The organism is Luteimonas sp. MC1828, assembly GCF_016461615.1.
GTDB lineage: Bacteria > Pseudomonadota > Gammaproteobacteria > Xanthomonadales > Xanthomonadaceae > Luteimonas.
Genome location: NZ_JAEMNY010000001.1, coordinates 754,274 through 768,914, shown reverse-complemented (window position 1 = coordinate 768,914; position 14,641 = coordinate 754,274). Strand labels below are relative to the sequence as shown.

10 protein-coding genes are annotated in these 14,641 nt (G+C 70.7%); 6 read left to right on the top strand and 4 right to left on the bottom strand.

Annotation, left to right across the window (positions count from 1 at the left end; translation table 11 throughout):
* Positions 1-20 precede the first annotated feature (20 nt).
* A complete protein-coding gene (gene rpsB, locus JHB91_RS03630; RefSeq protein WP_199372544.1) occupies positions 21-869 on the bottom strand; it encodes a 30S ribosomal protein S2 in 849 nt (282 codons plus the stop codon).
* A gap of 305 nt (positions 870-1,174) precedes the next feature.
* On the opposite strand from rpsB, the gene map reads away from it, so the two are divergent.
* From map to dapE, 5 genes are read left to right on the top strand one after another with little or no spacing between them, the layout of a single operon-like run.
* Positions 1,175-1,957 carry a type I methionyl aminopeptidase gene (gene map, locus JHB91_RS03625; protein WP_199372550.1) on the top strand — a complete coding sequence of 261 codons (783 nt, stop codon included), beginning with the start codon at positions 1,175-1,177 and terminating at the stop codon, positions 1,955-1,957.
* A gap of 19 nt (positions 1,958-1,976) precedes the next feature.
* A complete protein-coding gene (gene glnD, locus JHB91_RS03620) occupies positions 1,977-4,589 on the top strand; it encodes a [protein-PII] uridylyltransferase (protein ID WP_199471538.1) in 2,613 nt (870 codons plus the stop codon).
* Positions 4,586-5,593, top strand: a complete 1,008-nt coding sequence (gene dapD / locus JHB91_RS03615) for a 2,3,4,5-tetrahydropyridine-2,6-dicarboxylate N-succinyltransferase (protein ID WP_199372552.1) — start codon at positions 4,586-4,588, stop codon at positions 5,591-5,593. Before glnD ends, dapD begins: the two co-directional genes overlap by 4 nt.
* A gap of 19 nt (positions 5,594-5,612) precedes the next feature.
* Complete coding sequence (locus JHB91_RS03610) at positions 5,613-5,972, top strand: Spx/MgsR family RNA polymerase-binding regulatory protein (protein ID WP_199372553.1); 360 nt, start codon at positions 5,613-5,615, stop codon at positions 5,970-5,972.
* Positions 5,969-7,102 carry a succinyl-diaminopimelate desuccinylase gene (gene dapE / locus JHB91_RS03605; protein ID WP_199471537.1) on the top strand — a complete coding sequence of 378 codons (1,134 nt, stop codon included), beginning with the start codon at positions 5,969-5,971 and terminating at the stop codon, positions 7,100-7,102. The genes JHB91_RS03610 and dapE overlap by 4 nt, the downstream gene beginning before the upstream one ends.
* Positions 7,103-7,176: 74 nt before the next feature.
* Here the strand turns inward: dapE and JHB91_RS03600 are convergent, their stop codons facing one another.
* Positions 7,177-7,866: a hypothetical protein gene (locus JHB91_RS03600; protein ID WP_199471535.1), complete on the bottom strand. Its 690-nt coding sequence runs from the start codon at positions 7,864-7,866 to the stop codon at positions 7,177-7,179.
* Between the two features lie 356 nt (positions 7,867-8,222).
* Between JHB91_RS03600 and asnB the strand changes: the two genes are divergently transcribed.
* Complete coding sequence (asnB, locus tag JHB91_RS03595; RefSeq protein WP_199471533.1) at positions 8,223-9,947, top strand: asparagine synthase B; 1,725 nt, start codon at positions 8,223-8,225, stop codon at positions 9,945-9,947.
* A 12-nt stretch (positions 9,948-9,959) separates the two neighbouring features.
* Here the strand turns inward: asnB and JHB91_RS03590 are convergent, their stop codons facing one another.
* Together JHB91_RS03590 and parC are read right to left on the bottom strand one after the other, a co-directional pair.
* Positions 9,960-12,320: a penicillin acylase family protein gene (locus JHB91_RS03590; protein ID WP_199471531.1), complete on the bottom strand. Its 2,361-nt coding sequence runs from the start codon at positions 12,318-12,320 to the stop codon at positions 9,960-9,962.
* A gap of 39 nt (positions 12,321-12,359) precedes the next feature.
* Positions 12,360-14,603, bottom strand: coding sequence for a DNA topoisomerase IV subunit A (parC, locus tag JHB91_RS03585; protein WP_199471529.1), 2,244 nt, complete (start codon positions 14,601-14,603; stop codon positions 12,360-12,362).
* Positions 14,604-14,641 lie beyond the last annotated feature (38 nt).

The following is a 14,641-nucleotide window of genomic DNA, read 5'->3' as shown; positions in this document are numbered from 1 at the left end:
CGCTGGGGCGTGGGTGTGCCTTACTCGGCCGCAGGTGCCGCGTCGGCGGCAGGCGCGTCGGTCGCGGCTTCGTCGGCGCCCTTGGCGGCGTCGGCAGGCTTGGCCTTGCGGGCCGGGGCGCGACGCGGCTTGTCGCCATCGGCGCCTTCGGTGAACTCTTCCTCGCGCACGTTGGCGGCGCTCGGCGCGGCGGCCTTGCCCTCGAGCACGGCGTCGGCCGCGGCGCGGGCGTACAGCTGCACGGCGCGGATGGCGTCGTCGTTGCCGGGGATGGCGTAGTCGACCAGGGCCGGGTCGTAGTTGGTGTCGACGACCGCGATCACCGGGATGCCGAGCTTCTTGGCTTCCTTGATGGCGATGTCTTCATGGCCGACGTCGATCACGAACAGCGCGTCGGGCAGGCGGTTCATTTCCTTGATGCCGCCCAGCGAAGCCAGCAGCTTCTCGCGCTCACGGCGCAGGCCGAGGACTTCGTGCTTGACCAGCTTGTCGAAGCTGCCGTCGGTCTCGCCGGCTTCCAGCGTCTTCAGGCGCGAGACCGAGCCCTTCACCGTGCGGAAGTTGGTCAGCGTGCCGCCCAGCCAGCGCTGGGTCATGTACGGCATGCCGCAACGCTCGGCTTCTTCCTTGATCGGATCGCGCGCGCTGCGCTTGGTGCCGACGAACAGGATCATGCCGCGCTTCTGGGCGATGCCCGAGATGAAGTTCATCGCGTCGTTGAACAGCGGAACGGTCTTCTCGAGGTTGATGATGTGGATCTTGCCGCGGGCACCGAAGATGTACGGCGCCATCTTGGGGTTCCAGTAGCGGGTCTGGTGGCCGAAATGGACGCCGGCTTCCAGCATCTGGCGCATGGTGACCTGGGACATTGCTTGTGACTCCTGATGGGGAACCCGGCCGCCGGAAGGGTGGGGCGGCTCACCGCCGTAGCCCGCATCGGCGACGTGGCGAAAGGTTCCGGGGTTGGGCCTCCCCGCTGCCTCCGTGTCCAGATCCCTGGTCCTCGCGGACTGGGGACACCCCGGAACGGGTGGTTGCAGCGGGTGTGTATTCGCCGGTGGCGCCCGGCGTGGGCGGTCGCAGCCGGACAAGCCGGCAAGCGAACCCGCGGATTCTAGCGGATCGTGGCGCTGCGGAGCAAGGTGGGGTCCAGCGGCCACCCCGATCGGCGATAATGCCCGCCATGATCAAGCCCAAGACCCCCGAACAGATCGAGAAGATGCGCGTCTCCGGCGCCCTGGCCGCCGAGGTGCTGCAGGTGGTCGCCCCGCACGTGGTGCCGGGCGTGACCACCGAGGAGCTGGACCGCATCTGCCACGACCATATCGTCAACGTGCAGCACGCCACGCCGGCCAACGTCGGCTACAAGGGCTACCCCAAGACCACCTGCATCTCGGTCAACAACGTCATCTGCCATGGCATCCCCAACGAAGCCAAGGTCCTGAAGGACGGCGACATCATCAATATCGACGTCACCGTCATCAAGGACGGCTGGCACGGCGACACCAGCCGCATGTATTTCGTCGGCACGCCGTCGGTGATGGCCAAGCGCCTGGTGGAGGTGACGCGCGAGGCGATGTTCCGCGGCATCCGCGCGGTGAAGCCGGGCGCCACCCTCGGCGACATCGGCCACGCCATCCAGTCGTACGCCGAGTCCGAGCGCTTCAGCGTGGTGCGCGAGTACTGCGGCCACGGCATCGGGCTGGTCTACCACGAGGAGCCGCAGGTGCTGCACTACGGGCGCCCGGGCGAAGGCCTGGTGCTGGAGGAGGGCATGACCTTCACCATCGAGCCGATGATCAACGAGGGCGCGCGCCATACGCGCCTGCTGCCCGACGGCTGGACCGTGGTCACCAAGGACCGCAAGTTGTCCGCGCAGTGGGAGCACATGGTCGCGGTGACCGCCGACGGGGTCGAGATCCTGACCCGCCTGCCCGGCGACGACAACGGGCTCTGAGATGTCCACGGCCGCGCCCATGCCCCCGGACGCGACCGGTTGCACGCCGCGTGAAGGCGATGCCGGCTGGGCGCTCGAACAGCGCGAATCGCTGCTGCTGGGCGATGCGGAGCTCGCGGGACGCTTCGACCTCGGCATTGACGCCGATCGCCTGACCGCGCTGCGCGCGCGCGCGGTCGACGCGATCGTGGTCGCGGCCTGGCGGCGCTGCCTGCCCGCCGACGCCGATGCGGCGCTGTTCGCCGTCGGCGGCTACGGCCGCGGCGAGCTGTTCCCGCACTCCGACATCGACCTGCTGGTGCTGGCGGAGCCGGAGGCCCAGGAGCGCCATCGCGAGGCGCTGGCGCGCTTCATCGCCCTGCTGTGGGACGCCGGACTGGCCGCCAGCCACGCCACGCGCTCGCCCGAGCAGTGCACCGCCGCCGCCGTCGACCTGACGGTGATGACCGCGCTGCTCGATGCGCGGGCGCTGGTGGCGCACGCGGATGCCGTGGCCGCGCTGGCCCGTGCCATCGCGCCGGACCGCGCGTGGCCTGCGCGCGACTTCTACCTGGCCAAGGCCGACGAACTCGCGCGGCGCCATGCGCGCTTCGGCGACACATCCGACAACCTCGAGCCCAACCTCAAGGAAGGCCCGGGCGGGCTGCGCGACCTGCAGACGGTGGGCTGGATGGCGCGGCGCGCGTTCGGCACGCACGAGCTGCAGCCCTTGGTTGCGCTGGGCCAGGTCGGCGCCGACGAGGCCGCGGCCCTGGACCGCGAGCGCCGCGCGCTCGGGCGCCTGCGCTTCGGCCTGCACCTGGTGGCGGGGCGCGCCGAGGAACGCCTGCGTTTCGACCACCAGAAGCCGCTGGCCGCGCGCCTCGGGTTTTCCGACGACGGCGACAACCTCGGCGTCGAGCAGATGATGCAGGGCTTCTACCAGAGCGCCGCGGTGGTCCGCCGCATCGGCGACCGCCTGCTGCAGCGTTTCGAGGAGCACTTCGACGGCACCGCCGCGCCCGAACCGGTGGACGACGACTTCGAACTGCGCCGCGGCTATCTCGCCGCGCGCGATCATCACTGGCCGCATGGCGACATCGGCGCGGTGTTCGCGCTGTTCGCGACCTGGGCGCGGCTCGGCGAGCTGCGCGGACTGCACACGCACACCGCGCGCGCGCTGGCCGAGGCGCTGCCCGCGCTGCCGGCCTATGGCGACGCCACGCCCGAAGCGCGTGCCGCCTTCATGGCGCTGCTGCGCGGGCCGGTCCCGGTGCGCACGCTGGAACGCATGGCGCGCCTGGGCGTGCTGGGGCGCTGGATCCCGGCCTTCGCGCAGGTGTCCGGGCGCATGCAGTTCGACCTGTTCCACATGTACACGGTGGACCAGCACACGCTGGCCGTGCTGCGCAACCTGGCGGCGTTCGCCGGCGACGATGCCGACGCACGCTTCTCGATGGCGCACGAGGTCTGGCCGACGCTGCGCAAGCCGGAGCTCCTGCTGCTGGCGGGGCTGTTCCATGACATCGCCAAGGGCCGCGGCGGCGACCATTCCGAGCTCGGTGCGGTCGATGCGCGCGCTTTCGGCGAGGCGCACGGCCTGGGCGAGGGCGATACCGCGCTGGTCGAATGGCTGGTGCGCAAGCACCTGTTGATGTCGATCACCGCGCAGAAGCAGGACATCAGCGATCCCGCGGTGATACACCGCTTCGCCACCGAAGTCGCCGATCGCGAGCGCCTCGACCATCTGTACCTGCTCACCTGCGCCGACATCGCGGGCACCTCGCCCAAGCTGTGGAACGCCTGGAAGGACCGCCTGCTGGCGGACCTGCGCAATGCCACCCGCCTGGCGTTGCGCCGCGGACTGGAACATCCCGTGGCGGCCGGGGAGCGCATCGTGGAGGCGCACGCCGCGGCGAAGGCGCTGCTGGCCGCCGATGGCGTGGCCGATGCGGAGGCCGATGCGCTGCTCCGGCAGTTCCCGGAGGCGAGCTTCCTGCGCGCACGCCCCGAACAGATCGCCTGGCAGGCGCGCGCGCTGCGCGAGTCCGGTGGTGCCGGGGTCGTGGTACGCGCGCGCCTGCTGGCCGCCGGCAGCCAGGCGATGGAGGTGTTCGTGCATGGCGACGACCGCGACGGCCTGTTCGCGGCAATCGTGATCACGCTCGACCGGTTGGGCCTGGAGATCCAGCACGCGCGCGCCCTCGACGGGCCCGGCGGCGCGATCTTCGACAGCTTCCAGGTGCTGCCCGCCGATGCGCGCGTGGAAGGTGACGTGCAGGGCATTGCGCGCGAGCTGGCGGCCGTGCTGGCCGCGCCACTGGACCGCGTGCGCCCCGCACGCCGCGCGCAGCCGCGCCACCTGCGCCATTTCCGCATACTTCCGCAGGTCGATTTCGCAACCGTCGGCGACGGCGGTGCCACGGTGCTCAGCCTGGTCTGCACCGACCGGCCCGGCCTGCTTGCCGATGTCGCGCATGTGCTGCGCCGCCAGGGGTTGCGCGTGCACGACGCACGCATCGCGACCTTCGGCGCGCGCGCCGAAGACGTGTTCCGGATCACCGGACAGGACAACAAACCGCTGGACCAGGACGCATGTGCCCGATTGCACGAAGCGCTCCTGGCCAGGATCGATGGAGAACCACCCGCATGACCACGAAGAAGAAGCCGCCCGCGAAGAAGGCGGCGACCGCGAAGACGACCGACCTGGCGAAGACTACCGAGTCATCGACGGCGGGGAAGGCCACGACGGCGACCAAGTCCGCGAAGAAGGCCAGCAAGCCCGCTACCCCGGCTGCCGCCGCCCAACCCGCCGCGAGGAAGCCGGAGCAGGACCTCGCCTTCATGATCGACAGCGCCTGGGAACGGCGCGCCACGCTGACGCCGGAGGAACTCGAGGGTTCGACCCGGCCGCTGGTGGAGCGCGTGATCGACGGCCTCGACAGTGGTCGCCTGCGCGTCGCCGAGCCGGACGGCGCCGGCGGCTGGACCGTCAACGAATGGCTCAAGAAGGCGGTGCTGCTGTACTTCCGCGTCCAGGAGATGGAGGTCATGGAAGGCTGGCCGTCGCCGTACTGGGACAAGATCCCGCTGCGCTTCGAGGACTTCGACGAGGCCGCGTTCCGCAAGGCCGGCGTGCGCGTGCTGCCGGGCGCCATCGCACGGCGCGGCAGCTTCATCGACAAGGACGTGGTGCTGATGCCCTCGTTCGTGAACATCGGCGCGCACATCGGCACCGGCACCATGGTCGACACCTGGGCCACGGTCGGCTCCTGCGCGCAGGTCGGCAAGCATTGCCACATCTCCGGCGGCGCGGGCATCGGCGGCGTGCTGGAGCCGCTGCAGGCGGCACCCACGATCATCGAGGACCACTGCTTCATCGGCGCGCGCTCGGAAGTGGTGGAAGGCGTGATCGTCGGCCACCACAGCGTGATCGGCATGGGCGTGTTCCTCGGCCAGTCGACGCGCATCTACAACCGCATGACCGGCGAGACCAGCTACGGCGTGGTGCCGCCGGGCAGCGTGGTGGTGGCGGGTTCGCTGCCGGCCGCGGACGGCACGCATTCGCTGTACTGCGCGGTGATCGTCAAGCAGGTCGACGCGCGCACGCGCGCCAAGACCTCGGTCAACGAGCTGCTGCGCGGGCACGCGCTCTGAGCGGGCGCGGAGGCATTCGATGACCACCCTGTACGGACTCGACAACTGCGACACCTGCCGCAAGGCGCGCAAGTGGCTGGACCGGTTCGGCATCGCGCATACGTTCGTCGACTATCGCGCCAGCAAACCCGAACCCGAGATGCTGCAGGACTGGGCGGCGCAGGCCGGCGGTTTCGCGCTGCTGGTCAACAAGGCCTCGACCACGTGGCGGCAGCTGCCGGAGCACCGCAAGGCGGCGGGTTCGGATGCCGAATGGAAGCTGCTGCTGCGTGAATACCCGCAGCTGGTCCGGCGCCCGGTTGTGGTCACCGACGACGGCGTGCTCAGCCAGGGCTTCAGCGACAACGGCTTCAAGAAGCGCTTTGGAGTGGACGCATGAGCGAGGTGCTGGCGCTGACGAAGGAGCTGGTCATGCGCCCCTCGGTGACGCCGGACGATGCCGGCTGCCAGGAGCTGCTGGCCGGGCGCCTCGCGCGCGCCGGCTTCGCCTGCGAGTCGCTGCGCTTCGGTGCGGTCGACAACCTGTGGGCCACGCACGGCGAGGGTGGGCCGGTGCTGGTGCTTCTGGGCCATACCGACGTCGTGCCGCCGGGCCCGCGCGAAACCTGGGCCAGCGACCCGTTCGTGCCCGAGGTGCGCGACGGCAGGCTGTACGGTCGCGGCACCGCCGACATGAAAGGCAGCGTGGCGGCGTTCGTGGTTGCCATGGAGCGGTTCGTGGCCGCGCACCCGGACCATCGCGGCACCGTCGCGCTGCTGCTGACCTCCGACGAGGAGGGCGATGCGATCGACGGCGTGCGCCGGGTGGCGCAGGTGTTCCGCGAACGCGGCCAGCGCATCGACTGGTGCATTACCGGTGAACCTTCATCGAGCTCGCGCCTCGGTGACCTGGTGCGCGTCGGCCGTCGCGGTTCGCTGTCGGCGACGTTGCTGGTGCGCGGCATCCAGGGGCATGTCGCGTATCCGGAGAAGGCCCGCAACCCGGTGCACGCCGCATTGCCGGCGCTCGCGGAACTGACCGCGCGAAGCTGGGACGAGGGCTTCGAGAGCTTCCCGCCCACCAGCCTGCAGGTCAGCAACGTGCAGGCCGGTACCGGCGCGGGCAACGTGATCCCGGGTGAGTTCACGGTGCACTTCAACCTGCGCTACAACCCGCACTGGGATGCGTCGCGGCTGGAGTCGACGATCGAATCGATGCTGGCCCGCCATGGCCTCGACTTCGACATTGGCTGGCATCGCAGCGGCGAGCCGTTCCACACGCCGGAAGGGCCGCTGCGCGCCGCCGCGCGCGAGGTGCTGGCGCGCATGACCGGCAGCGAGCCCGAGGAGAGCACGGGTGGCGGCACCTCGGATGCGCGCTTCATCGCGCCGCTGGGTGCGCAGTGCATCGAGATCGGCCCGGTGAACGCCAGCATCCACCAGGTCGACGAGCACGTGGCGGTCGCCGATCTCGAAGCGCTGCCCGGGATCTACCAGGCGCTGATCGAGCACCTGCTCACTCCCGCCTGAGCCGCAAACGGCGACGGCCACCGGAATGCGGTGGCCGTCGAAGTGAACAGGTGGCCGGTACGCGGCCGCGACGTTCAGGGCTTGCCGGGACCCTTGCCGTTTCCGTTGCCGTTTCCGTTGTTGCCATTGCCGCGGCCCTTGCCGTTGCCCTGGCTGCCCTTGCCATTGCCATTGCCTCGGCCCTGGCTTGCACCCTGGCCTTTGCCCGGCGCGGCATGCTCCGCGTGCCCGCGGCCCGGCCTGTCGTGCGAAGCCTTGCCGCCTCGGCGATCCGGGCGCGACCAGTCGACGCGCACGTCACGGTCGATCACGATCGGATGGCCCCAGCGGCCGTAGGTATCCACCTGGCCGCGCTTGAGCGCGTGGAACGCCGGTGAACCGGGCTTGATGCCCAGGCGCTGCGCGGTCGCGCCCCAACCCTGGCCGGGGTGGCGGTCGTACTCGCGCACGACGTCGCGGCACGGGATGCGCAGCGAATGCGCAAGCGCGCACGCGTAGTACACGTCGCCCGGGGCCCAGCGGCGCTGGTCGAGCAGTTCGACCAGCAGCGGGCGCGGCGCACCGTAATAGCCGGTCATCTCGTCCATGAACGGGTCGCGGTACTGGCGGCCATAGTCGTTGATCTCGCCCAGGCGTGAATCGACCCAGACATCGCCGGTGCGGGTGTTGTAGCCGATGGTCTGGGCGGATGCGGTGGCGGCGGTGGCTGCCAGGCCAAGGCCCAGCGCGAGTACGAGCGTGCGGATGCGGTGGTTCCGGGTCATGTTCGTTCGCTCCTTGAGGGTGGCGACATTCTGGATCCCCAGGCGATGAATCGGGGGTGATGCATCGGCACCCGTGCGGAACGCGTTCAGCGGGTGGGAGGAAAGAGGGCGTCACGCGCGCTTGACGGCCACGTGGAGTGGAGGCTAGTTTCGAGGCCATGTCCCGCCACCCCGCCGCCACGCGCACTGCCTGCAACCGCAACAATCGCGGTTCGGACAATCGCGTGCGCGATCCGCGGGCGGGCGACTAGGCAGGCGACACCAGCCAGGCAACCCGAAACCCGCGCCCGGCGCGGGTTTTTCGTTTCCGCGCAGGCGTTCCACCGCCGGTGATTGCCGGCACAAGGAGCTACGCCATGTGTTCCATCCTCGGCATCTTCGACCTTCGCCCCGGGGCCGACGTGTCCCTGCTGCGTCCCCTGGCGCTGTCGCTCTCGGCGCTGCAGCGCCATCGCGGTCCGGACTGGTCCGGCGTGCATGCCGAACCGGCCGCACTCCTCGTGCACGAGCGGCTGGCGATCGTCGACCCGGCCGGCGGCGCGCAGCCGCTGCGTTCGGCCGACGGCAGCCTGGTGCTGGCGGTCAATGGCGAGATCTACAACCATCGCGAGCTGCAGGACGGGCTGCAGGATGGCTACGCGTTCCAGACCGGTTCCGACTGCGAGGTGATCAACGCGCTGTACAGCCACCACGCCGGTCGCGCGGATACCGGCGCAGAGGCGGATGACATCGGCCCGTGGTTGGCGCGGCTCAACGGCATCTTCGCGTTCGCCCTATGGGACAGCGTGCGCGGTCGCGCGGTGATTGCGCGCGACCCGATCGGCGTCTGCCCGCTCTACTGGGGCCATGACGGTGACGGCCGGCTGTGGGTCGCATCCGAAATGAAGGCGCTGGCCCGGCACTGCGACGACGTGGCGCAGTTCCCTCCGGGCCACTGGTACGACACCGCGACCGGCACGTTGCACCGCTACTTCTCTCCCGCGTGGCGCGACCATGACGCGACGCGCGGCGTGGTGGTCGAACCGGACGCGCTGCGGCACGCCTTCGAGGCCGCCGTCCACCGGCAGATGATGAGCGACGTGCCCTACGGCGTGCTGCTGTCGGGCGGGCTGGATTCGTCGCTGGTCGCCGCCTGCGCCGCGCGCTTCGCGCGGCGGCGGATCGAGGATGACGACGCGTCCGAAGCGTGGTGGCCACGGCTGCACTCGTTCGCCATCGGCCTGGAGGGCTCGCCAGACCTCGCAGCGGCGGAAGTCGCGGCCGCCGCACTCGGCACGGTGCACCACGGCTTCGTCTACACCTTGCAGGAAGGCATCGACGCGGTGCCGGAGGTGATCCGGCACATCGAAAGCCACGACGTGACCACGGTGCGCGCATCCACGCCGATGTACCTGCTGGCGCGGCGCATCAAGGCGATGGGCGTGAAGATGGTCCTGTCGGGCGAGGGCAGCGACGAGATCTTCGGTGGCTACCTGTACTTCCACAAGGCGCCCGACGCGCGCGCGTTCCACGAGGAGACGGTGCGCAAGCTCGATGCGCTGTACCAGTACGACTGCCTGCGCGCCAACAAGGCGATGATGGCCTGGGGCGTCGAGGCGCGCGTGCCGTTCCTGGACCTGGAGTTCCTCGACCTGGCAATGGGCATGGACGCCGGCGAGAAGATGGTGCGCGAGCGCGGCACGGCACGCCGGCCGATCGAAAAGGCGGTGCTGCGCGAGGCGTTCGACGGGCTGCTGCCCGACAGCATCCTGTGGCGGCAGAAGGAGCAGTTCAGCGACGGCGTCGGCTACGGCTGGATCGACGCGCTGAAGGCGCATGCCGCGCAGGTCGTCGGCGAGCGGGCATTCGCGGACGCGGCGCAGCGGTTTCCACACGCCCCGCCGGCGACGCGCGAAGCCTACTGGTATCGCAGCCTGTTCGAGGATGCGTTCCCTGGCGCGGCCTGCGCGCGCACCGTGCCGGGCGGGCCGTCGATCGCCTGCTCGTCGCCCGCGGCGATCGCCTGGGATGCGTCCTTCGCCGGCCAGGCCGATCCGTCGGGACGCGCGGTGCTCGGCGTGCACCAGCCGTCCAGCGGATGATCCCGGCGCGCCTCAGCGTGGTGCCAGCACCAGTGCGTGCTCTGCCTTGCCCGGCAGGAACGGGGTCGGGCGGCCGTGCACCCAGTCATCGTGGCCGGCGCCCCAGAACGGCGACAGCGGATGCCCGCTCTGTCCGCCGGGCATGTGGATGATGCCGTCGGCCTCGCGGCCCGGCGACACCACCATGCGCTGCGACGCGCCGAACGCCGGACCCTGCACGCGCGGCATGTGGGTGTCGCCGGGCAGCGCGTCGGCCGGCATGCACAGCCACCCGCGCACCGGCTTCGGCAACACCGAAGCCAGCGGGTGGCAGATGCGCGCGGTGTTGTATTCGCCCCAGCTGCGTTCGGCCAGCGGGCCCTGTCCGGACAATTCGTCGCGAACCGCCACGGCGGCATCCTCGAACAGCGCCTCCCAGCTGGCGAAGCGTCGCGGCAGCAGGTGCGCGGGACGCTGCGACACCAGTGGCCAGGCGACGCCTTCCAGCTGCGGCAGCGCGGGCATCGCGAAATCGTCGCCGAGTGCCGCGCGCGCGGGGGCCAGCAGGCCGTCGGCGATGCGCTCGTTGACCGCGATGCGCCAGGCACGCACCACGCGGTAGCTGGTGGATGCGGGATCGGCGCGACCTTCCCAGGTCGCGGCCGCGTCGGCCAGCGCGTCCATCGCCGGCGTGGAGGATGCCGCCGCGCGTTCGCGCAGCAGCTGCCACCAGCGCTCGAGGAACAGCGCGCGGTCGTCGAGCTGGATGGCCAGCAGGGTGCGTTCGTCGAAGGTCCCGGTGGCGCGCAGCGCGTCGCGGATCTGCGCGCCGCGCGCACCCAGTGCGTAGCCACCGTCGCCGAGGCGGTCCAGCGCTGGCCCGCTCACCACGCGGTTGTTGGCCGCCCACAGGCGGTCCGCGGTGGGCGAGGCCAGGGTCGGGGCGTTGCGCGTGCTGGCCGGCCAGGGAGGACACGCGTCGGGGCCTGCGTCCAGCGGGGGGAGCATCGGTGTACAGCCGGATGCGCGCTGCGGAAGCGGTCCGATCAGCCGCCAGGCGATGCGTCCGCCGCGGTCGCCGATGACAAGGTTCTGGGTGGGCATGGCGGCGTCGCGGGCGAGCACCAGCGCGTGGTCGATGTCCCGGGCGCGCGCCATGCCCGCAAGGCCGAAGTTGACCGCGCCGGGCAGGTGCGCCGTCCACCGCAGGCTGAGCACGCGGCCACCGTCGAATTCGTGCAGGACCGGGCCCCAGGCGGTCTCGCGCACGTCCAGCACGACCGCATCGGCGCCGGCGACGGCGATCGTCTCGCGGTGCGTCTCCACCGCGGCGCATTGCTGCGTCGGCGTATCGCCGCAAGGCGTTTCAACGGCCCAGTCGAGGTAGTCGCCATAGCTGTTTGTGAAGCCCCAGGCCACGTGGCGGTTCGAGCCCACGATCACCGCGGGCAGGCCGGGCAGGGTGAAACCGGAGACGTCGACGCCGCCGGACGGCGTGCCTGCATCGCCGTAGTGCAGCCGCGCGCGGAACCAGGTGCCGGGCGCGCGCAGACCCAGGTGCATGTCGTCGGCGACGATCGCGCGGCCGTCGGTGGTCAACGTGCCTGCCACAGCGAAATTGTTGCTCCCCGGCTGCGGCGCATCGGGGAGCGCGCCGGTGTCGCCGTTGACCGGCGCCGGCAGCTGGCGCAGGTCGACCGCTCCGGCATCGGGCAGCACGGCATCGCCGATCGGATCGCCGAACAGCGGCGCGTCCCAGCTGGAGCCGGCGTGGGTCACCAGCGCGTACAGCGGCTCCGGCAGGTGCGGGCGCATCTTCAATAGCGCGTGCTCGCGGGCGTTGCCGGCGTCCTGCAGGTCGAAATACATCGCGAACGCGACCAACGCCGAATCCTCCGCGCGCCACGGCTCCGGCGCGGTGCGCAGCAGCAGGTAGGGCCAGGGACGCGCATCGAGCGCGGCCAGCCCGGCGTTGACGCCTTCGACATAGGCATCGAGTTGTGCGCGCCGGTCGCCGAGGATGGTGTCGAGGTGGGTGGCGATGCGCGCGCGCATGCGGTGCACGCGGTGTGTTCGGTCGGCGTCCAGCGCGACCGGCCCGAACAGCGCCGCAAGTTCGCCGGCCGCGGTGCGGCGCATCAGGTCCATTTCGAAGTAGCGTTCCTGCGCGTGCACGTAACCCAGCGCGCGCATCGCATCGGCTTCGTTGCCCGCGTCGATGGTGGTCACGCCGAGCGCGTCGCGGGTCACGGTGACTTGGGTCGCGAGGCCGGGAAGCCCGGCAGTGCCGTCAAGCTGCGGCAGGTTGGCGCGCAGCGCCCACCATCCCGCCAGCGCCGCGAGCGCCACCGACAACAGCAACAACGACGCCAGCCGCAGGCACCAGCGCACCATGCACGATCCTCCCCCTCAGGAAGGATCGATTATGCGGTCTTATTCGACCGAGAGCGCGTCGACCTTCTGCCAGCCGCGTGGCAGCAGGCCACCGCGGCTGCCGCGCGCCGCGATGTAGGGTTCGAGCTCTCGCCAGGACAGGCTCATGGTGCGCGCGCCGGACTTCACCGCCAGGCTGCCGCCCTCGGGCACCGAGACGATCGCCACCACGCGCTCGGTGGCGCGCTTGGCCTTGGGGATCTCGATGATCTTGTTGCCCTTGCCGCGATCGAGCTCGGGAAGTTCCGACACCGGGAACACCAGCAGGTGTCCGGCGCTGGTCACGGCCACGATGCGGTCGCGCTCCACGTTGGCCACCGGCGCCGGTTGCAGCACGCGCGCCTCGGGCGACAGCGACAGCATCGCCTTGCCGGCCTTCTGCCGTCCGGTCAGGTTCTCGAAGCGGGTCACGAAGCCGTAGCCGGCCGATGACGCCAGTGCGAAGCGGCTGTCGTTCTCGCCGCTGGCCATCGCCACGAATGCCGCGCCCGCCGCCGGCGAGAAGCGGCCGGTCAGCGGTTCGCCGTTGCCGCGCGCCGACGGCAGGCCGTGCGCCAGCGTGGAGTAGCTGCGTCCGGTGGAGTCGAGGAAGGCGACCTGCTGTGTGGTGCGCCCGCGCACGGCCTGCAGCGGTGCATCGCCTTCGCGATAGGACAGTCCCGACGCGTCGACGTCGTGGCCCTTGGCGGCACGCACCCAGCCCTTCTGGCTGAGCACGATGGTCACCGGCTCGCTCGCCACGAGATCGGTCTCGGCCAGCGCCTGCGCGGCGCCGCGCTCGACCAGCGGCGAGCGGCGCGCGTCGCCGAACTTCTTCGCATCGGCGAGCAGCTCGTCCTTGACCATCTTGCGCAGCCTGGCCTTGCTGCCGAGGGTGGCCACCAGCGTCTCGCGCTCCGCGGCCAGCGCGTCCTGCTCGCCGCGGATCTTCATTTCCTCCAGCCGCGCCAGCTGGCGCAGCTTCGTTTCCAGGATGTAGTCCACCTGGTCGTCGTCGAGCGCGAAGCGCGCCTGCAGGACGGCCTTGGGATCGTCCTCGGTGCGGATGATGCGGATCACCTCGTCCAGGTTGAGGAACGCCACCAGCAGGCCTTCCAGCATGTGCAGGCGGCGCTCCACCTTCTCCAGGCGGTGCTGCAGGCGGCGGGTGACGGTGTCGGCGCGGAACGCCAGCCACTCCATCAGCAGCGTGCGCAGGTCCTTGACCTGCGGTCGTCCGTCGCGGCCGATGATGTTGAGGTTGACCCGGTGGCTCTTCTCCAGGTCGGTGGTGGCGAACAGGTGGCCCATCAGCTGGTCGGCGTCGACCCGGTTGGAGCGCGGGATCAGCACCAGGCGCACCGCGTTGGCGTGGTCGGACTCGTCGCGGATGTCCTCCAGCCACGGCAGCTTCTTGGCGCGCATCTGCGCGGCGATCTGTTCGATCACCTTGCCGGGGCTGGCCTGGTAGGGCAGCGTGGTGATGACGATGTTGGCGCCTTCGCGTTCGAAGGTGGCGCGCGAACGCACGCTGCCGTGGCCGGTTTCGTAGATCGCGCGCAGGTCGGCCGCCGGGGTGATGATCTCCGCGCCCGTGGGGTAGTCCGGGCCGCGCACGTGCTCGCAGAGGTCGGCGACCGTGGCCTCGGGGTCGTCGATCAGGCGCACGCAGGCGCTGACCACTTCATTGAGGTTGTGCGGCGGCACGTCGGTGGCCATGCCCACCGCGATGCCGGTAGTGCCGTTGAGCAGCAGGTGCGGCAGGCGTGCCGGCAGCCAGGTGGGCTCCTCGAGCGTGCCGTCGAAGTTCGGTACCCAGTCGACCGTGCCGTGGCCCAGTTCGCCGAGCAGCGCTTCGGCGATCGGCGTGAGCTTGGACTCGGTGTAGCGCATGGCCGCGAACGACTTGGGATCGTCGGCCGAGCCGAAGTTGCCCTGGCCTTCGATCAGCGGATAGCGGTACGAGAACGGCTGCGCCATCAGCACCAGGGCTTCATAGCAGGCGCTGTCGCCGTGCGGGTGGTACTTGCCGATCACGTCGCCCACGGTGCGCGCGGATTTCTTCGGCTTCGCGCCGGCGCCGAGGCCGAGCTCGCTCATCGCGAAGATGATCCGCCGCTGCACCGGCTTCAGGCCGTCGCCGATGAAGGGCAGGGCGCGGTCGAGCACCACGTACATCGAATAGTCGAGGTAGGCGCGCTCGGCGTACTCGCGCAGCGGGATCTGTTCGAAGCCGTGGAAAACGGGGCGGACGGTGTCGTTCATCGGGACTGCGGTCGCGGCTGTTGTGGAAGCCCTGCGAT